The organism is Gryllotalpicola daejeonensis (assembly GCF_039538145.1).
Taxonomy (GTDB): domain Bacteria; phylum Actinomycetota; class Actinomycetes; order Actinomycetales; family Microbacteriaceae; genus Gryllotalpicola; species Gryllotalpicola daejeonensis.
Genome location: NZ_BAABBV010000002.1, coordinates 19,709 through 37,132, shown reverse-complemented (window position 1 = coordinate 37,132; position 17,424 = coordinate 19,709). Strand labels below are relative to the sequence as shown.

The 17,424-nt window shown below is 68.5% G+C and carries 18 protein-coding genes; 16 read left to right on the top strand and 2 right to left on the bottom strand.

Translation table 11 applies throughout. The features are described 5' to 3' along the window. Positions 1-88 precede the first annotated feature (88 nt). The 10 genes from ABD736_RS13055 (at position 89) to dapF (ending at position 10,328) form a co-directional block, all read left to right on the top strand. A complete protein-coding gene (locus ABD736_RS13055; protein WP_344792297.1) occupies positions 89-2,917 on the top strand; it encodes an FtsK/SpoIIIE family DNA translocase in 2,829 nt (942 codons plus the stop codon). Positions 2,918-2,955: 38 nt separating this feature from the next. Next, entirely contained in the window at positions 2,956-3,552 is a 597-nt protein-coding gene (pgsA, locus tag ABD736_RS13050; protein ID WP_344792296.1) for a CDP-diacylglycerol--glycerol-3-phosphate 3-phosphatidyltransferase, read from the top strand. Next, positions 3,545-4,054, top strand: coding sequence for a CinA family protein (locus ABD736_RS13045; protein WP_344792295.1), 510 nt, complete (start codon positions 3,545-3,547; stop codon positions 4,052-4,054). Before pgsA ends, ABD736_RS13045 begins: the two co-directional genes overlap by 8 nt. 145 nt (positions 4,055-4,199) lie before the next feature. Beyond that, complete coding sequence (locus tag ABD736_RS13040; protein ID WP_344792294.1) at positions 4,200-4,514, top strand: helix-turn-helix domain-containing protein; 315 nt, start codon at positions 4,200-4,202, stop codon at positions 4,512-4,514. A 70-nt stretch (positions 4,515-4,584) separates the two neighbouring features. Continuing rightward, on the top strand, positions 4,585-4,818 hold the full coding sequence (locus tag ABD736_RS13035; RefSeq protein ID WP_344792293.1) for a DUF3046 domain-containing protein: 234 nt from the start codon (positions 4,585-4,587) through the stop codon (positions 4,816-4,818). A 202-nt stretch (positions 4,819-5,020) separates the two neighbouring features. Next, entirely contained in the window at positions 5,021-6,088 is a 1,068-nt protein-coding gene (gene recA, locus ABD736_RS13030) for a recombinase RecA (protein ID WP_344792292.1), read from the top strand. A gap of 11 nt (positions 6,089-6,099) precedes the next feature. Beyond that, the gene (locus ABD736_RS13025; RefSeq protein WP_344792291.1) at positions 6,100-6,807 is read left to right on the top strand and encodes a regulatory protein RecX; all 708 of its coding nucleotides are present in this window, start codon (positions 6,100-6,102) and stop codon (positions 6,805-6,807) included. A gap of 67 nt (positions 6,808-6,874) precedes the next feature. Continuing rightward, on the top strand, positions 6,875-8,512 hold the full coding sequence (miaB, locus tag ABD736_RS13020) for a tRNA (N6-isopentenyl adenosine(37)-C2)-methylthiotransferase MiaB (protein ID WP_344792289.1): 1,638 nt from the start codon (positions 6,875-6,877) through the stop codon (positions 8,510-8,512). A 2-nt stretch (positions 8,513-8,514) separates the two neighbouring features. Further along, a complete protein-coding gene (gene miaA, locus ABD736_RS13015) occupies positions 8,515-9,531 on the top strand; it encodes a tRNA (adenosine(37)-N6)-dimethylallyltransferase MiaA (RefSeq protein ID WP_344792288.1) in 1,017 nt (338 codons plus the stop codon). Further along, positions 9,444-10,328: a diaminopimelate epimerase gene (dapF, locus tag ABD736_RS13010; RefSeq protein ID WP_344792287.1), complete on the top strand. Its 885-nt coding sequence runs from the start codon at positions 9,444-9,446 to the stop codon at positions 10,326-10,328. The genes miaA and dapF overlap by 88 nt, the downstream gene beginning before the upstream one ends. A 63-nt stretch (positions 10,329-10,391) precedes the next feature. On the opposite strand, the gene ABD736_RS13005 is transcribed toward dapF, so the two are convergent. Then, positions 10,392-11,006 (bottom strand): class I SAM-dependent methyltransferase, encoded by a 615-nt coding sequence (locus tag ABD736_RS13005; protein WP_344792286.1) that lies wholly within the window; start codon positions 11,004-11,006, stop codon positions 10,392-10,394. Between the two features lie 45 nt (positions 11,007-11,051). Here ABD736_RS13005 and hflX point away from each other — a divergent pair, with 45 nt between their 5' ends. Both hflX and ABD736_RS12995 read left to right on the top strand, forming a co-directional pair. After that, positions 11,052-12,602, top strand: a complete 1,551-nt coding sequence (gene hflX, locus ABD736_RS13000) for a GTPase HflX (RefSeq protein WP_344792285.1) — start codon at positions 11,052-11,054, stop codon at positions 12,600-12,602. Beyond that, the gene (locus ABD736_RS12995) at positions 12,599-13,591 is read left to right on the top strand and encodes a methylenetetrahydrofolate reductase (RefSeq protein ID WP_344792284.1); all 993 of its coding nucleotides are present in this window, start codon (positions 12,599-12,601) and stop codon (positions 13,589-13,591) included. Before hflX ends, ABD736_RS12995 begins: the two co-directional genes overlap by 4 nt. Before the next feature lie 21 nt (positions 13,592-13,612). Here ABD736_RS12995 and lexA read toward each other — a convergent pair whose 3' ends face one another. Continuing rightward, positions 13,613-14,314 carry a transcriptional repressor LexA gene (gene lexA / locus ABD736_RS12990; protein WP_344792283.1) on the bottom strand — a complete coding sequence of 234 codons (702 nt, stop codon included), beginning with the start codon at positions 14,312-14,314 and terminating at the stop codon, positions 13,613-13,615. 228 nt (positions 14,315-14,542) lie between these two features. Here lexA and ABD736_RS12985 point away from each other — a divergent pair, with 228 nt between their 5' ends. From ABD736_RS12985 to hisH, 4 genes are read left to right on the top strand one after another with little or no spacing between them, the layout of a single operon-like run. Further along, the gene (locus ABD736_RS12985; protein ID WP_344792282.1) at positions 14,543-14,953 is read left to right on the top strand and encodes a LysM peptidoglycan-binding domain-containing protein; all 411 of its coding nucleotides are present in this window, start codon (positions 14,543-14,545) and stop codon (positions 14,951-14,953) included. Positions 14,954-14,994: 41 nt separating this feature from the next. Continuing rightward, complete coding sequence (locus tag ABD736_RS12980; RefSeq protein ID WP_344792281.1) at positions 14,995-16,119, top strand: histidinol-phosphate transaminase; 1,125 nt, start codon at positions 14,995-14,997, stop codon at positions 16,117-16,119. A 4-nt stretch (positions 16,120-16,123) separates the two neighbouring features. After that, complete coding sequence (gene hisB, locus ABD736_RS12975) at positions 16,124-16,732, top strand: imidazoleglycerol-phosphate dehydratase HisB (protein WP_344792280.1); 609 nt, start codon at positions 16,124-16,126, stop codon at positions 16,730-16,732. Next, a complete protein-coding gene (gene hisH / locus ABD736_RS12970) occupies positions 16,729-17,379 on the top strand; it encodes an imidazole glycerol phosphate synthase subunit HisH (protein WP_344792279.1) in 651 nt (216 codons plus the stop codon). Before hisB ends, hisH begins: the two co-directional genes overlap by 4 nt. Positions 17,380-17,424: the final 45 nt, after the last annotated feature.

The following is a 17,424-nucleotide window of genomic DNA, read 5'->3' as shown; positions in this document are numbered from 1 at the left end:
ACTCGGCGCAGCCGAATGGAGACCGCGCGTCCCAGACTCTCCGACCCCCTTCCGGGGCGATGTCACAGGTTGCGGCTAGGTTCGCACCATGGCCACGAGCACCAAGTCGTCAGCGCGCGCTCGCACCGCGAGCAGCGGCGGCACGCGCGGTCAATCGACCAGGCAGAAGACCGCCGCAACGAAGAAGCTTCCGACGAATCAGACCGTCGTCATCGAGACCACAGAGCACGCGTTGATCGCCAAGGCGTGGATGGGGCTCGCCCACCTGGTGGGCGGCGCCGCGCGCGCTCTCGGCCCCGAGACGCTCGCAAAAGAGGAGCGCCGCGACGGGCTGCCGTTCTTCCTCGTGCTGCTCGCCGTCGCCGGCGCGGGCGTCGAGTGGTTCTTCATCAATGCCTCGTGGGCGCACGCGCTCGACGCGTGGTCGTTCGGCGGCCTGCTCGGCCGCGTCGCCTTCGTGCTGCCGGTGGTGCTGTTCCTGTTCGCGGTGTGGCTGTTCCGGCATCCCTCGTCTGTTCACGACAACACGCGCATCGGAATCGGCCTCGTCCTGGCGCTCATCAGCATCTCGGGGCTCTGCCACATCTTCAGCAGCCGCCCGCAGGCGGTTGACGGCATCGACGTGCTCGCCGGGGCCGGCGGCGTCATCGGGTGGATGATCGGGGCGTCGCTCATCCACGTGACGACGCAATACGGGGCGACGGCGATCATGATCGTGCTGCTCGCGCTGAGCCTGCTCATCATCACCAAGACGCCGCCGAATCGCATCGGGCGTCGACTGCACGAGCTCTACGCCTACCTGTTCGGCACGACTCTTCCCACCGAGGAAGAGCGTGAGGCGGCGAAGGCCGCCAAGGCAGAGAAGACCGCCCAGGTCGAGCTCGACGGCCTCGACGACGAGCCGAGCGATTCCGACAAGCTGCCGTGGTGGCGCCGCAACAAGAGCGGCCGCGAAGAGGATCCCGACTTCGCGTCCGATGAGAACGCGCTGACGGATGTCTTCGGCGACGGCGCCCCGGCGCAGGGCGGCTTCTCGACCGCGCTCGAGCCGGACCCTGAGCCGGCGCAGGGCGCTCTGGACGTGTTCGCCGAACTCGCCAACGCGGAAGAGGCGGTCAAGCGGTTCACGGGCGAGATCCCCGACGGTGCCGCCGGGCTGCGCAGCGACAACATGACCGAGGTCGTGCCCGTCGACGAGCTGCCGCTCGAGGAATCCGCAGAGAACGCGCCCATCATCAAGCCGGCCGAGCCCACCCGCCCCTACGTGCTGCCCTCGGCCAACACTCTGTCGGCGGGGCCGCCGCCGAAGACGCGGTCGGCCGCCAACGACGAAGTCGTGCGCGCCATCACGTCGGTGCTCGAGCAGTTCGGCGTCGACGCCAAGGTCACCGGGTTCTCGCGCGGCCCGACAGTCACCCAGTACGAGATCGAGCTCGGTCCCGGCGTCAAGGTCGAGCGCGTGACCGCGCTGTCCAAGAACCTGTCGTACGCGGTCGCCTCCAATGAGGTGCGCATCCTCTCGCCGATCCCGGGCAAGAGCGCCATCGGCATCGAGATCCCGAACTCCGACCGCGAGACGGTGTCGCTCGGCGACGTGCTGCGCTCGGCCGCGGCCACGAACAGCAAGCATCCGATGACCATCGGCGTCGGCAAAGACGTGGGCGGCGGCTACGTGGTCGCCAACCTCGCGAAGATGCCTCACCTGCTCGTCGCAGGCTCGACGGGCTCCGGCAAGTCGAGCTTCGTGAACTCGATGATCACCTCGCTGCTGATGCGCGCCAAGCCGTCAGAGGTGCGTATGGTGCTCATCGACCCGAAGCGCGTCGAGCTCACGATCTACGGCGGTGTGCCGCACCTGATCACGCCCATCATCACGAACCCCAAGAAGGCCGCAGAGGCACTGCAGTGGGTCGTGAAAGAGATGGACATGCGGTACGACGACCTCGCGTCGTTCGGCTTCCGTCACATCGACGACTTCAACAAGGCCGTCGTCAACAACGAGATCGTCCTGCCGCCGGGCAGCGAGCGCCAGCTCAAGCCGTACCCGTACCTGCTGGTCGTGGTCGACGAGCTCGCTGATCTGATGATGGTCGCCCCGCGTGACGTCGAAGACTCGATCGTGCGCATCACGCAGCTGGCGCGCGCCTCGGGCATCCACCTCGTCCTCGCGACCCAGCGCCCGTCCGTCGACGTCGTCACCGGCCTCATCAAGGCGAACGTGCCGTCGCGCCTCGCGTTCGCGGTCACCTCGGTCACCGACTCGCGGGTCATCCTCGACCAGCCGGGTGCCGACAAGCTCATCGGCCAGGGTGACGCCCTGTTCCTGCCGATGGGGGCCGGCAAGCCCCTGCGCGTGCAAGGCGCCTGGGTCAACGAGTCCGAGATCCAGAAGGTCGTCGACCATGTGACGCGCCAGGCGCGGCCCGACTACCGGCAAGACGTCGTGCCCGCCGCCGAGAAGAAGCAGATCGATTCCGACATCGGCGACGACCTCGAGCTGCTGCTCGCCGCCGCCGAGCTCGTGGTCTCGACGCAGTTCGGCTCGACGTCGATGCTGCAGCGCAAGCTGCGTGTCGGGTTCGCGAAGGCGGGCCGTCTCATGGACCTGCTCGAGTCGCGTGAGATCGTCGGTCCGTCAGAGGGGTCGAAGGCCCGCGATGTGCTCGTGACGGCCGAGCAGCTGCCCGGAGTGCTCGCGAAGATCCGTGGAGAGGACGTGCCGTCGGCCGCACCCGCGCCGAGGGCTGCGGCCCCGGCATCCGGTGCCGCCGGGCCGACCGGCTCAGCCGACCAGGAAGCGGGCGGGCCCGCCGACGACCGCTACGGCAGCGACCCGCTCGCGGAGGACTACGACGGACTCGAAGAGGTCGAGGCGTCCTCCGATGAGGACGCCTGGGGCCTGACGGGCCGCGACTGAGCCACGACCGTCGGCGTGCGAGTGCCTAGGCTGGGTCTGTGACCGAACAGCCACCGCGGGTGAGCAACTGGAATCTGCCCAACGCGATCACGATCGTGCGAATCCTGTTCGCGCCCGTCTTCTTCTGGCTGCTGCTCGCCGACGCGGGCCACGACGGCCCGCTGCGGTGGTGGGCGGCGGTGCTGTTCATCGTGGGCATCGCGAGCGACGGCATCGACGGCCACCTCGCGCGCAGTCGCGGCCTCGTCACTGAGCTCGGCAAGCTGCTCGATCCGATCGCGGACAAGGTGCTGACCGGCGCTGCGCTGGTCGGCCTCTCGATCCTCGGCGAGCTGTGGTGGTGGGTCACGATCGTGATCCTCGTTCGCGAGATCGGCATCACGGTCTACCGCTTCGCGGTGATCCGTGGCGGCGTCATCCCGGCGAGCCGCGGCGGCAAGCTCAAGACCGTCGCTCAGGCGATCGCGATCTCTCTGGCGCTCGTGCCGCTCTGGGTTCCGCTCGGCGACTGGGTGCACTGGGTCAACTGGGTGTTCATGGGCATCGCGCTCGTCCTCACGATCATCTCTGGTCTCGACTACCTGTGGAACGCGGTGAAGCTGCACCGAGAGAAGAAGGGGCAGACGGATGCCTGACGAGCAGCCTGCTCCGACGACCGACCACACTGCAGCGCTCATTGCGCTGCTCGCGGCGAGGGGTCTGACCGTGGCCGTTGCCGAGTCCCTCACCGGCGGTCAGCTGACTGCCGAATTGACGAGGCCGGCGGGCGCTTCGGCCGTCGTCAACGGGGGAGTGGTGGCCTACGCGACCGAACTGAAGCACAGCGTCGTCGGAGTCGACGAAACCCTGCTCAGTGAGCACGGCCCGGTGCATCCCGACGTCGCGCGACAGCTCGCGGAGCGCGTGCGCGTCGTGCTCGCGGTCGATGGCAAGGCGGCCGACATCGGCCTGTCGACGACGGGCGTGGCCGGCCCGGACCCGCAGGGTGGGCGACCGGTCGGCACGGTGTTCGTCGGTCTCGCGATCGGCCAGGAGACGTGGGTGGACGAGCTTCGGCTGAGTGGCGACCGCGCCGACATCCGCGCCGAGACCGTCGCCTCGGCGGTCAGTGCCCTCATCAGCAGGGTCACGGAATAGGCACCATTTCGCTCACGTTACTTTTCATACGATTAGCCAGCGGATTGCAGGGAACGTGAACTACAGTGCAACGCAAGAAGGGCTCGGAATGAGCGCTTCGCCCAAGGGCCGAATGCTCGGCCGACCAATGAAGAAGGGGGCTCCCATGATTCTGGTACGTCAGGAGATCGGTGACGTTCTGCGGGACTTCCGTCTTCAGAAGGGCCGCACGCTGCGGCAGGTCGCGAGCAAGGCGAGCGTCGCTCTCGGCTACTTGAGCGAGGTGGAGCGCGGGCAGAAAGAGGCGTCCAGCGAGATCCTCGCCTCGGTCGCCGAAGCGCTCGACACCCCCATCTCGGTCATCATGCGCGAGGTGGGCGATCGCCTCGCCGTCCTCGAGGGCATCGAGTCCATCGTGCCCGATGCTCTGCCCGAGGACTTCGCAGCCGGCTTCGACGGCGAGCTGGTCAGCCAGCGCTGATCTTCTTCTCTTTCATCACGGATGCCCCGGGCTTCGGCCCGGGGCATCCGTCTGTCTACCCTGGAAAGCGATGCGACTGAGTGAATTCAACCGGGCCGTCGAAGGCGAGTTCGGCGCCGCCTATGGCGGTCAGCTCGTGCGCGAGCTCGTGATTCTCGAGCTCGGTTCGCGCACGGCCGAGCAGGCGATCACCGCGGGCGTGCCACCGCGCGACGCCTGGCTCGCGCTGTGCGAGGCGATGGATGTGCCCGTGGCACGGCGACACGGCGTCGGTCTCGCGGACCCGAAGAAGCGCCAGGGCTGATACGAAATTCGCTTCACGACACGCCGTGTTCATGTCGAACACGGATTCGACCGTTGCTATCGTGGATTCAGCGGGGACTTGACCAGCACAGGCGGGCTCCTCGCCGAGTTTCACACCGATACGCGTGCACGGGCGGCCAATGTCAGACCCTGCGCGTACTGTCGCAGACGTCACCCGCTAGTCCGTGTCGAAAGGGAATCCAATGCCTACTCCAGCCGATCGTGAAAAGGCGCTCGAGACCGCTCTCGCGCAGATCGACCGCCAGTTCGGCAAGGGCTCGGTCATGCGCCTCGGAAGCGATGAGCGCGCCCCCGTCGAGGTGGTGCCGACCGGTTCCATCGCGCTCGACGTGGCGCTCGGCATCGGCGGCCTGCCGCGCGGCCGAATCGTCGAGATCTACGGCCCTGAGTCGTCGGGTAAGACGACCCTGACGCTGCACGCGATCGCCAATGCGCAGAAGAACGGCGGCATCGCCGCCTTCATCGACGCAGAGCACGCCCTCGACCCCGAATACGCGAAGAAGCTCGGCGTCGACATCGACTCGCTGCTCGTCTCGCAGCCAGACACCGGTGAGCAGGCGCTTGAGATCGCCGACATGCTGGTGCGCTCCGGTTCGATCGATCTGATCGTGATCGACTCGGTCGCCGCGCTCGTGCCCCGCGCCGAGATCGAGGGCGAGATGGGTGACTCGCACGTCGGTCTGCAGGCGCGCCTCATGTCGCAGGCGCTGCGCAAGCTCACCGGTGCGCTCAACCAGACCAACACCACGATGATCTTCATCAACCAGCTGCGCGAGAAGGTCGGCGTGTTCTTCGGCAGCCCCGAGACCACCTCGGGCGGCAAGGCGCTCAAGTTCTACGCCTCGGTGCGCCTCGACATCCGTCGCATCGAGACCCTGAAAGACGGCGCAGACGCGGTGGGCAACCGCACGCGCGTCAAGGTGGTCAAGAACAAGATGGCCCCGCCCTTCAAGCAGGCCGAGTTCGACATCCTCTACGGTGTCGGCATCTCGCGTGAGGGCAGCCTGCTCGACTTCGGCGTCGAGCACGGCATTGTGAAGAAGTCCGGCGCCTGGTACACCTACGAGGGCGATCAGTTGGGCCAGGGCAAAGAGAACTCGCGCAACTTCCTCATCCAGCACGCAGAGGTCGCGGCCGAGATCGAGCAGAAGATCCTCGTGAAGCTCGGGGTCGTGAAGGACCCGAACGCCGCTGTCGAGGCTCCCGCCGCTGAGAACGTGGCCAAGCTGCCGCAGCGCAAGGGCGCCTAGCGGGTTCCGCCATGGTCGTCCGGTTCTTTCCGTCGGAAGACGAGCGCTCCGGCGACGGCGACGGCCGCCGCAAGAGCCCGAAGCGCGCGTCGCGACGCCCGGCGGGCGAAGCGGCCGTCGCCTATCTGCCCGGGGCGGCCCCGAGCGAGCGGGCCCAGGCGGCAGTCGCGGCCGTTCGCTCGGTCGCCGAGGCAGACGCGGCCGCCGCGGCCGAGAAAGACGCCGCAGAGCGCGCTCTCGACAAGGTGCGCGAGAAGGCCGGCAAGCGCGCCACCAATGTGTCCTTGCATCAGCTCGCGCGTCGCGGTATGTCCCGGTGGGAGCTCGAGCAGGTGCTGCGCAAGCGCGAGGTCGACGAGGTGGTCGCAGAGGCCGAGCTCGACCGGCTCGAGAGCGTCGGGCTGCTCGACGACGAGGCCTTGGCCGTCTCGCTCGTCTACGCCGCAAGGGCCCGCAAGGGTCAGGGCAGGCAGGCGATCGAGCACGAGCTGCGCCGGCGCCATATCGATGAAGAGGCGATTCAGACGGCTCTGGCCGACTACGACCAAGAGGAAGAGCTCGACCGGGCGATCGAGATGGCGAAGAAGCGGGTCGCGCAGCTGCACGACCTCGACGACCAGACCGCACAGCGCCGCCTGTATGGCTACCTGCAGCGGCGCGGCTACTCGGGCGAGGCGATCTGCATCGCGGTCGGCGATGCGATGGCAACGAGGCACTGAGTGCCGAGTGTGCGCTCGTCCTCGTCCGGCGTGCGCAGAGCCGACGCGTACGTAGAATTGACGCACCATGAGCACCGTCACCCCCAGCCGTGAGGCGAGCCGGCCCAGCGAAGCGCCGACGCTGATCGCCGAGTCCGACGCCGCCGTCGACCAGGCGGGTCGTCGGCGAACCTACGAAGTGCGCACCTACGGGTGCCAGATGAATGTGCACGACTCCGAGCGTCTTGCGGGCTCTCTCGAGGCGGCCGGTTACGTCCCGGCCGACGGCGCCGAGGCCGACATCGTCGTCATCAACACCTGCGCGGTGCGAGAGAACGCCGACAACAAGCTCTACGGGAACCTCGGTCACCTGGCCTCGGTGAAGCGCCGGCACGCGGGCATGCAGATCGCGGTCGGCGGCTGCCTCGCGCAGAAGGACAAGAACGTCATCCTCGAGAAGGCTCCGTGGGTCGATGTGGTCTTCGGAACGCACAACATGGGCTCGCTGCCGAGCCTGCTCGAGCGGGCCAGACACAACGACGCCGCAGAGATCGAGATCCTCGAGGCGCTCGAGACCTTCCCCTCCACGCTGCCGACGAAGCGGGACTCGAGCTACAGCGGCTGGGTCTCCATCTCCGTCGGCTGCAACAACACCTGCACCTTCTGCATCGTCCCGTCGCTGCGCGGCAAAGAGCGCGACCGCCGCCCCGGCGAGATCCTCGCCGAGATCCAATCGCTCGTCGATCAAGGCGCCATCGAGGTCACGCTGCTCGGGCAGAACGTGAACTCTTACGGTGTCGAGTTCGGCGACCGCCAGGCCTTCGGGAAGCTGCTGCGGGCAGCAGGCGCGATCGAGGGACTCGAGCGCGTGCGCTTCACCAGCCCGCATCCTGCGGCGTTCACCGACGACGTCATCGACGCGATGGCCGAGACGCCGAATGTGATGCCGCAGCTGCACATGCCGCTGCAGTCCGGCTCCGATCGGGTGCTGCGCGCGATGCGCCGCTCCTATCGTTCCGAGAAGTTCCTCGGCATCCTCGACCGCGTGCGCGCGAAGATCCCTAACGCGGCGATCTCGACGGACATCATCGTCGGCTTCCCCGGCGAGACCGAAGAGGACTTCCAAGACACCCTGCGCGTCGTCGAGCAGGCTCGGTTCGCGTCGGCGTTCACCTTCCAGTACTCGATCCGCCCCGGAACCCCGGCCGCCACCATGGGTGACCAGGTGCCGAAGCAGGTCGTGCAGGAGCGCTACGACCGACTCGTCGCTCTGCAGGAGCGCATCTCGCTCGAAGAGAACCAGAAGCAGCTCGGCCGCACGGTCGAGGTTCTGGTCTCCACCGGCGAGGGGAAGAAAGACGGCGAGACGCACCGCATGAGCGGTCGCGCGCAAGACAGCCGCCTCGTGCACTTCGAGGTCCCTGCCGGCTCGCCCGTGCCCCGGCCCGGCGACGTCGTCACCGTCGAGGTGACGCACGCGGCGCCGTTCCACCTGCTGGCAGACTCGCGCGACGGCGCTCCGCTCGCAATCCGGCGCACCCGTGCCGGCGACGCCTGGGACCTGGAGCAGGCGGAGTCCTGCGGCATCCCGAGCGGCCACGGTCACGGTGCCACCGCCGCAGCGGGCTCGGTCTCGCTCGGCATGCCGACACTTCGCCCCCTCGGCGAGACGACCATCTCGGTCGCGACCACGCCGATCTACGACCCGCACGACGAGCTGCGCTGACCGTGAGTACCGCGCCGCTTGTCGTCATCGTCGGCGCGACGGGCACGGGCAAGTCCGAACTCGCCCTGCGCATCGGCGAGCTGCTGCGCGCCCGAGGCGAGGCGGCAGAAATCGTCAACGCCGACGCGATGCAGCTCTATCGCGGCATGGACATCGGCACCGCGAAGGTCCCGGAAGGTGAGCGCCGCGGCATCCCGCATCATCTCCTCGATGTCCTCGACGTCACGGAAGAGGCGAGTGTCGCCGCCTACCAGCGTGACGCGCGTGCGGCGATCGACGACATCGGCGCGCGCGGCGCGGTGCCGATTCTCGTCGGCGGCTCGGGTCTCTATGTCTCGAGCGTCATCTACGACTTCCGGTTTCCCGGTCGTGATCGCGAGCTGCGCGCGCGCCTCGAAGCCGAGCTGGACGAGCTCGGGCCGGGCGCGCTCCACGCTCGGCTCAAGGCCTCCGACCCGGAGACCGCCACGAAGGTCGACCCTGCGAACGGCCGGCGGATCGTGCGAGCCCTCGAGATCCACGAGCTCGCCGAGCGCGGCCACGGAGCCACCCTGCCAGAGTCGCCGCGGCTGTGGCATCCCTCGCTCATCATCGGACTGACGACGCCGCGTGAGATCCTCGTCGGGCGTCTCGACGCACGCGTCACGGCGATGTGGTCGGGCGGGATGCTTGCCGAGGTCGACCGCCTGCGCGCCGCCGGCATCGAGCGGGGCGTCACCGCCTCGCGCGCGATCGGCTACGCACAGGCCCTCGCCCAGCTGCGCGGCGAGCTCGCCGAGCAGGACGCGATCGCGCAGACGCAGGCGCTGACGCGCCGCTACGCCCGTCGCCAGGTCAGCTGGTTCAAGCGCTACGAGCACGTCACGTGGTTCGACACCGAGGCGACGGATGCCACGCACAGGGCGCTCGCCGCCGTCGATAGGCTGGACGAATGGCGGTCAAGCTCCACTTCAGCAAGGGTCACGGCACCGGCAACGACTTCATCCTCTTCGCCGACCCCGACGGCTCTCTCGAGCTGACCGCCGAGCAGATCCGCGCGCTGTGCGACCGGCACTTCGGCATCGGCGCCGACGGCGTGATCCGCGCTGTGCGGTCCGCGAACCTCGACGCAGGGGCCGCGGCCCTCGTCGAGAACCCGGGCGCCGAGTGGTATATGGACTACTACAACGCGGACGGCTCGGTTGCCGAGATGTGCGGCAACGGCGTGCGTGTCTATGCGGAGTTCCTGACCCGCAGCGGTCTCGCCGAGCTCGCCCAGGGCGAGATCCTGCCGATCGGCACGCGCGCAGGCGTGCGCGATGTGCAGCGCTCCGCCCTCGGCTACCAGGTCGACATGGGCCGCTGGTGGCTCGAAGACGATGAGCCGTTGGTCAGCGCCAAAGGCCTCAAGGTGGCCCGCCCGGGCCTCGGCATCGACGTCGGCAACCCGCACGTCGTCGTCGCGCTCTCCGATGACGCAGAGCTCGAGGCGCTCGACCTCGCGTACGTGCCCGTCATCGATCCCGAGCCGGTGAACGGCGCGAACGTCGAGTTCGTCGTGCCGGGGGAGCCGCTCATCAGAGACGGTGTCGGCCACATCAGCATGCGCGTCCACGAACGGGGCGTCGGCGAGACGCTGTCGTGCGGCACGGGCACAGTCGCTGCCGCGCTCGCGATCCGACACTGGGCGGGCGAGCGCGCACCGGACGAGTGGCGCGTTACCATCCCAGGCGGCACGGTGGCCGTGCGCATGTTCCCGACCGAGGAAGACGGCGAGCATGTTTCGCTCTCCGGGCCGGCCGAGCTCGTCTTCGACGGCGAGGTCACCCTCGCCTGAAGCTGAAGCTGAGGCTGAGGCTGAGGCTGAGGCTGAGGCTGAGGCTGAGGCTGAGGCGGCGTCTCAGTCCTGATGCCGGCGCACGCGCAGCACGCGGAAGCCCTTGCTGGTCGCCGCGCGCGTGGTGCCGAACGCCGGCAGCGACGCCTCGAGCCACCGCTGCAGCGAGTCCGAGCCCAGGTTGCGCGCGACCACCAGCCAGGCATCCGACCCGACCTCGAGTCGCGGCAGCCACGTCTGCAGCAGGCTATGCAGCTCGTTCTTGCCCACGCGGATCGGCGGGTTCGACCAGATCGTCATGAAAAACACGTCGGCCGGAACATCCTCAGGGCGCACCGCGTTGACGTTGGTGAGTCCGAGGGTGGCCGCGTTGCGGCTGACGAGATCGAGTGCCCGCTCGTTCACGTCGACGGCCCACACCGTCGCATGCGGGGAGTTGAGCGCGAGTGACAGCGCGATCGGCCCCCAGCCGCAGCCGAGGTCGAGCAGATGACCTCCCGGTGGCGGCTCCGGGGTGTTGCCGAGCAGCACGGCGGTTCCGGTGTCCACATGGTCGGGGCTGAACACCCCGGCGCCGGTCGTCACCGTGAGGTCGCGCCCGGCGAGGCGCACATCGATAGGCCTCAGCTTCGGGTCGCTTCCCGGTGACGCGCTGAAGTAGTGGTCACCGGAAGACATGTCAGAAACGTACAGCACCGACAGAACTAGAGTTAATCCTCAAATATGACCTCAGATCACACCACCTCCTCCGAGAACGACAGCCGCGTCGACGACGACGTCGTTGCTCGCGTTCTCGCGCACGCCGATTCGAAGGCGGCCGGGTATTCCCTGTTCGGCCAGCGCGCGCAGGCGTTGCAGGCGACGACGGATGCCTCACCCTTCGGCGACGCCGACGGCGAGCAGTTCGACCGCGATGAGCGCGCGGCGCTGCGCCGCGTGGGCGGACTCTCGACCGAGCTCGAAGACGTCACCGAGGTCGAATATCGGCAACTGCGCCTCGAGAACGTCGTTCTGATCGGCGTCTACTCGGGCGGCTCGCTCGAAGATGCAGAGAACTCGCTGCGCGAGCTCGCGGCGCTGGCAGAGACGGCCGGGGCGGTTGTGCTCGACGGCCTGCTGCAGCGCCGTCCGCACCCCGACCCCAGCACCTACCTCGGCCGCGGCAAGGCGGAAGAGCTCGCCGCGATCGTCGCGCACCTCGGCGCTGACACGGTGATCGCCGACACCGAGCTCGCGCCGAGCCAGCGTCGTGCGCTCGAAGACGTCGTCAAGGTGAAGGTCATCGACCGCACCGCCGTGATCCTCGACATCTTCAGCCAGCACGCCAAGAGCCGCGAGGGCAAGGCGCAGGTCGAGCTCGCGCAGCTCGAGTACCTGCTGCCCCGTCTGCGCGGGTGGGGCGAGTCCATGAGCCGTCAGGCCGGTGGCCAGGTCGGCGGCGCCGGAAACGGCATGGGGAGCCGCGGCCCCGGTGAGACCAAGATCGAGCTCGATCGCCGCCGCATCCACTCGCGCATGGCGAAGCTGCGCCGTCAGATCAAGGACATGAAGCCGGCCCGTGACGCCAAGCGCGCGAATCGCCGCCGCAACGAGGTGCCATCGGTCGCCATCGCGGGCTACACCAACGCGGGCAAGTCGAGTCTGCTCAACCGCATCACGCGTGCGGGAGTGCTCGTCGAGAACGCCCTCTTCGCGACGCTGGACTCGACGGTGCGCCGCTCGCAGACACTCGACGGCCGACCGTACACGCTGGCCGACACCGTCGGATTCGTGCGCAACCTTCCCCACCAGCTCGTCGAGGCCTTCCGCTCGACGCTCGAGGAGGTTCAGGACTCCGACGTGATCGTGCACGTCGTCGACGCCTCTCACCCCGACCCGGCGAGCCAGCTGCAGACGGTGCGCGACGTCATCGGCGAGGTGGGTGCGCGAGACATCCCCGAGCTCGTGGTGTTCAACAAATCCGATCTGATCGATGACGACACCCGCCTCGTGCTGCGTGGACTCGTGCCCGGCGCCGTCTTCGCGAGCGCCCGCACCGGCGAGGGTATCGACGAGGTGCTCGCCCGCATCGCGTACCTGATTCCCGACCACTCGGTCCCGATCGAGCTGCTCGTCCCCTACGAGCACGGCGAGATCATCGCGGCGCTCCACGATCACGGCCGCGTGACCTCGCAGAGCTACACCGAGCAGGGCACGCGCATCTCGGCGCTCATCGACCCGAGCCGCGTCGCGCCGTTCGAGCCGTATCGCCTCGAGGCGGCTCCGCGCGCATGAGGAAGGTGCCGTTCTCGTTCGAGCTGCATCCCGCCCGCTCCGAGCACATCGCGAAGCAGCTGCCCGACCGCATCGCGCGCCTCGTCGCCGCGGGGCCCGAATTCGTCTCGGTGACCTACGGCGCGGGCGGTTCGTCGCAAGACGCATCGCTGGACGTGCTGAAGCACGTGATCGAGAACCACCCCGGAGTGCGGACCATGGCGCACCTCACCTGCGTCGGGTCGACGGTGCAGCACGCGCACGAAACCGTGCGGACCTTCATGGATGCCGGCGTGCACAGCTTCCTCGCCGTCCGCGGTGATCTGCCCGTCGGCGCACCTGAGGATGCCTTCCCCGGCGACATCCGCACAGCAGCCGAACTCGTCCAGCTGATCCATGCAGTCCAGAACGAGCGCAGGCCGTGGCGCGAGGTCGCGGTTCCGGGCACGCCGGGAATCACGGTCGACCGCGACGGGCGCGAGCGCGCGGCCATCGCCGTCGCCGCGTTCCCGAACGGACACCCGTCCTCCCGCTCCTGGCAGCAGGACATCGACACGCTGCTCGCCAAGCAAGCTGCCGGCGCCAACCTCGCGATCTGCCAGATGATCTTCCACGCCGAGGACTACTTCCGCATGGTCGACGCCGCGCGCGCCGCCGGTGTCGAGCTGCCGATCCTGCCCGCGATCACGCCCGTGACGACACCGGCGGGACTGGCGCGCAATCTCGAGCTCTCGGGCGAGCAAGCACCGGCCGACTTCGCCGTGGCGCTCGAGGTCGAGCCGACCGAGGCCGGTCGGCGCGAGATCGGCATCGACTTCGCCGCGAAGCTCACCGAGCGCCTCATCGAAGGCGGGGCGCCAGGCATCCATCTGTACACGCGGAACATGCACGAGGTACCCCTCGCCGTGCTTGCGCGCGTCGGCCTCATCGACGACGCGCGCTATGCGCAGTTGATCGCGCCCGAGTTCACGAGCGAGGCGCAGGCCATCGTCGGGGAGCCCGCCTCGTAGGCCCCCCGACGTGCTTGAGCGTCAGACCGCGCGCAGAACGGCGACGACCTTGCCGAGGATGACCGCCTCGTCGCCCACGATCGGCTCGAAGGCCGAGTTGCGCGGCAGCAGCCAGGTGTGGCCGTCACGCTGACGGAACACCTTCACCGTGGCCTCGCCCTCGAGCATCGCGGCCACGATCTCGCCGTTCACGGCGTCCTGCTGCTGGCGCACGACCACCCAGTCGCCGTCGCAGATCGCGGCGTCGATCATCGATTCGCCGGCGACCTTGAGCATGAACAGGTCGCCGTTGCCGACGAGGCGGCGGGGGAGGGGGAACACCTCTTCCACCTGCTGGTCGGCGGTGATGGGGATGCCTGCGGCGATGCGCCCGACGAGGGGAACGAGCATCGCGTCGCCGACGGGCGCCTTGGTCTCGAAGTCGTCGGTCTGCTCGGCCGGTGACGGAGGGTCGATGAGGATCTCGAGCGCGCGTGGCCGATTCGGGTCGCGGCGCAGGTAGCCGGAGAGCTCGAGCTGGTTGAGCTGGTGCGTCACGCTCGACAGTGAGGCGAGACCGACCGCGTCGCCGATCTCGCGCATGCTCGGCGGGTAGCCGCGCGCGGCGAGCGACTTCTTGATCACGTCGAGGATCGCGAGCTGCTTGTCGCTGAGGTTCTTGCGGCGGCGGGTACGGCGCTTCGGTGCAGCGCCGGTGTCGGCGCTGACGGCATCTGTGGTCACGTCAAATCCCCAATGTCAGTGGTCGCTGGTTGCATTTCCACCAGTGAGCCACACACTAGCGACAAACCCCCTCTGTGTAGGGGATTTGTTCGAGCGAGTCGCCGAAACCGGTGGATAAGTTCGTGAATCATGCGGGGCTTGCATCAAGTTTAGATCGAAGATAGGTTCGTAAGCGTCCGAAATATCGAACAGGCGTTCCGAACCAGGTGACGAAGGTTGAGGGTTGAGATGAGCAGCTTCACTGTTCACACGTCCGCGAGGGCAGCGTTCAACGTGCGACGGCCCGTCGGCACGCCGGCGCATCCCGGCCCGGCGGTTCGCTCGCGACTCCGTGTGACCCGGCGCGGCAGGCTCGCGCTGGTCGCGCTGGCGTCGGCGCCTCTGCTGGCCGCCGCGCTCTGGTTCGGCGTCAGCACCGGGGCCGCGTCCGCGCAGGCGCCGTCGGCGGCGACCGCACACGGCAGCGTCGAGCACGTCACTGTCGCGCAAGGTGAGTCGCTGTGGCAGATCGCCGAGCGTGTCGCCCCTCACGCCGACCCGCGTGAAGTGATCGACGCAATCGTTGACATGAACGGGCTGCAGAGCACCGTCGTGACGCCCGGCGAATCGCTCGCGATCCCCGCGCAGTACGCGAGGTAGCTCAAGCGGAGGCCTGTCAAGGCGCCGCCTACGATAGAGGCGTGACGTCTCTCTCAGACCTCCCGATCCGTGACGACCTGCGCGGCCGTGAGCCGTATGGCGCGCCGCAGAAGCATGTCAGGGTCGAGCTGAACGTCAACGAGAACACTCACCCCATCCCCGACGACGTGCAGGCCGACGTGCTCGAGCGGCTCGCGAAGGCTGTGAGCGGCGCGAATCGCTACCCCGACCGCGAGTTCGTCGAGCTGCGCGACGCGCTGGCCGGCTATCTGGGCCACGGCCTGACGCGCGACAACCTCTGGGCGGCGAATGGTTCGAACGAGATCCTGCAGCAGCTGCTCCAGGTGTTCGGTGGCCCGGGCCGCACTGTGCTCGGCTTCGCGCCGACATACTCGATGTATCCGCTGCTTGCCTCCGGCACCGGCACCGAGTGGGTCGCGGGCGACCGAGACGCCGATTATGAGCTGTCGGCTGAGCGAGCCGCCGACTGGGTGCGCCGCACTCAGCCTGACGTGGTGATCCTGTGCTCGCCGAACAACCCCACGGGCACGCCTCTGTCTCTCGACGTCGTCGAGGCGGTCTACGAGGTGGCGCCCGGCATCGTGATCGTCGACGAGGCATATGCCGAGTTCTTCCCGGCCGGTGAGCCGAGTGCGCTCACGCTGCTGCCTGGTCGTGAGCGCCTCGTCGTCTCGCGAACGATGAGCAAGGCGTTCGCCTTCGCGGGCGTCCGACTCGGGTACCTCGCGGCAGACCCCGCCATCGCCGACGCGCTCCGCCTCGTCCGGCTGCCGTACCACCTGTCCGCGCTGACGCAGGCGGCGGCGCTTGGGGCGCTCGCCCACGCGCGCGAGATGCTCGCGATGGTCGACGAGATCAAGGTGCAGCGCGACCGCATCGTCACCGAGTTGACGGCGCTCGGGTTCCACCCCTACCGCACGTGGTCCAACTTCGTCCTCTTCGATCGCGTCGCCAACCCGCGCGAGGTGTTCGACGAGCTGCTGGCGGAGGGCATCATCATCCGTGAGATGGGCATCCCGAACAGCCTCCGCGTCTCCGCGGGAACCGAGTCTGAGACGAGCGAGTTCCTCGACGCGATGGCTCGCTACGTCGAGCGTCACGGCAGCCCGCTCGCGGAAACATCCGAGCGCGCCCCAGTAGGCTGAGCGCATGACCGCAGGCCCCCGCACCGCCTCCATCACGCGAGAGACCAGTGAGTCGCGCATCGAGCTGAGCCTCGACCTCGATGGCACCGGGCGCAGCGACATCCAGAGCGCTGTGCCGTTCTACGACCACCTGCTCACGGCCTTCGCCAAGCACTCGCTCACCGACCTCACCGTTCGCGCGACCGGCGACACCCACATCGACGTCCACCACACCGCCGAAGACACCGGCATCGTCCTCGGTCAGGCGATCCGCCAGGCGCTCGGCGACAAGAGCGGCATCAGCCGGTTCGGCGACGCGCTCGTGCCGCTCGATGATGCGCTCGTGCAGGCGGTCGTCGACATCTCCGGCCGGCCCTACCTCGTCCACTCCGGCGAGCCCGCCGGGTTCGAGCTGCACCTCATCGGCGGCCACTTCACGGGCTCGATGGTCAGGCACGTCTTCGAGGCGATCGCTTTCAACGCGGCTCTCACGGTGCACGTGCGCGTGCTCGACGGGCGTGACCCGCACCACATCGCTGAAGCCGAGTTCAAGGCATTCGCCCGCGCTTTCCGCCAGGCGAAGGCCTTCGACGCCGCGGTCAGCGGCATCCCATCCACCAAGGGCGCCCTGTGACCGACGCGCCATCGCGCCCCACGGTCGTGATCCTCGACTACGGCAGCGGCAACGTCCACTCGGCGGCCAAAGCGCTCGAGGCGGCGGGTGCAGCGGTCACGATCACGCGCGACCGCCAGGCCGTGATGGATGCCGACGGGCTGCTGGTCCCCGGCGTCGGTGCCTTCCGCGCCGTCGTCGACCAGCTCAAGTCGGTGCGCGGCGACGAGCTGATCGAGCGCAGGCTGGCGGGTGGCCGCCCCGTACTCGGCATCTGCGTCGGCATGCAGGTCATGTTCGAGCATGGCGACGAGCGCGGCGTCGAGACCGACGGACTGGGGGAGTGGCCCGGCGACGTCACCGAACTCGATGCGCCGGTCCTTCCGCACATCGGCTGGAACGAGGTAGAGGCACCAGAGGGCTCGGTGCTCTTCGATGGGCTCGAGGGGGAGCGGTTCTACTTCGTGCACTCCTACGCCGCCCAGGACTGGCGGCTCGAGACGCAGCCGCCCTTCCCGGCCCCGCGCGTCACCTGGGCCGAGCACGGCGCGCGGTTCATCGCCGCCGTCGAGAACGGGCCGCTCAGCGCCACGCAGTTCCACCCCGAGAAGTCCGGGCAGGCAGGCATCCGTCTGCTCACCAACTGGGTGAACTCGCTGCGCAAGTAATCAGCGCACCGGCGGCCGGCTCGCGCCCCCAACGATCCACACGCA

What these genes read in the sequence shown, in the direction of transcription:
- ABD736_RS13055 (WP_344792297.1), top strand. Translation starts at nt 89, where the DNA reads ATGGCCACGAGCACCAAGTCGTCAGCGCGCGCTCGCACCGCGAGCAGC.
- ABD736_RS13045 (WP_344792295.1), top strand. Translation starts at nt 3,545, where the DNA reads ATGCCTGACGAGCAGCCTGCTCCGACGACCGACCACACTGCAGCGCTC.
- ABD736_RS13040 (WP_344792294.1), top strand. Translation starts at nt 4,200, where the DNA reads ATGATTCTGGTACGTCAGGAGATCGGTGACGTTCTGCGGGACTTCCGT.
- ABD736_RS13035 (WP_344792293.1), top strand. Translation starts at nt 4,585, where the DNA reads ATGCGACTGAGTGAATTCAACCGGGCCGTCGAAGGCGAGTTCGGCGCC.
- recA (WP_344792292.1), top strand. Translation starts at nt 5,021, where the DNA reads ATGCCTACTCCAGCCGATCGTGAAAAGGCGCTCGAGACCGCTCTCGCG.
- ABD736_RS13025 (WP_344792291.1), top strand. Translation starts at nt 6,100, where the DNA reads ATGGTCGTCCGGTTCTTTCCGTCGGAAGACGAGCGCTCCGGCGACGGC.
- miaB (WP_344792289.1), top strand. Translation starts at nt 6,875, where the DNA reads ATGAGCACCGTCACCCCCAGCCGTGAGGCGAGCCGGCCCAGCGAAGCG.
- dapF (WP_344792287.1), top strand. Translation starts at nt 9,444, where the DNA reads ATGGCGGTCAAGCTCCACTTCAGCAAGGGTCACGGCACCGGCAACGAC.
- ABD736_RS13005 (WP_344792286.1), bottom strand. Translation starts at nt 11,006, where the DNA reads ATGTCTTCCGGTGACCACTACTTCAGCGCGTCACCGGGAAGCGACCCG.
- hflX (WP_344792285.1), top strand. Translation starts at nt 11,052, where the DNA reads ATGACCTCAGATCACACCACCTCCTCCGAGAACGACAGCCGCGTCGAC.
- ABD736_RS12995 (WP_344792284.1), top strand. Translation starts at nt 12,599, where the DNA reads ATGAGGAAGGTGCCGTTCTCGTTCGAGCTGCATCCCGCCCGCTCCGAG.
- ABD736_RS12985 (WP_344792282.1), top strand. Translation starts at nt 14,543, where the DNA reads ATGAGCAGCTTCACTGTTCACACGTCCGCGAGGGCAGCGTTCAACGTG.
- hisB (WP_344792280.1), top strand. Translation starts at nt 16,124, where the DNA reads ATGACCGCAGGCCCCCGCACCGCCTCCATCACGCGAGAGACCAGTGAG.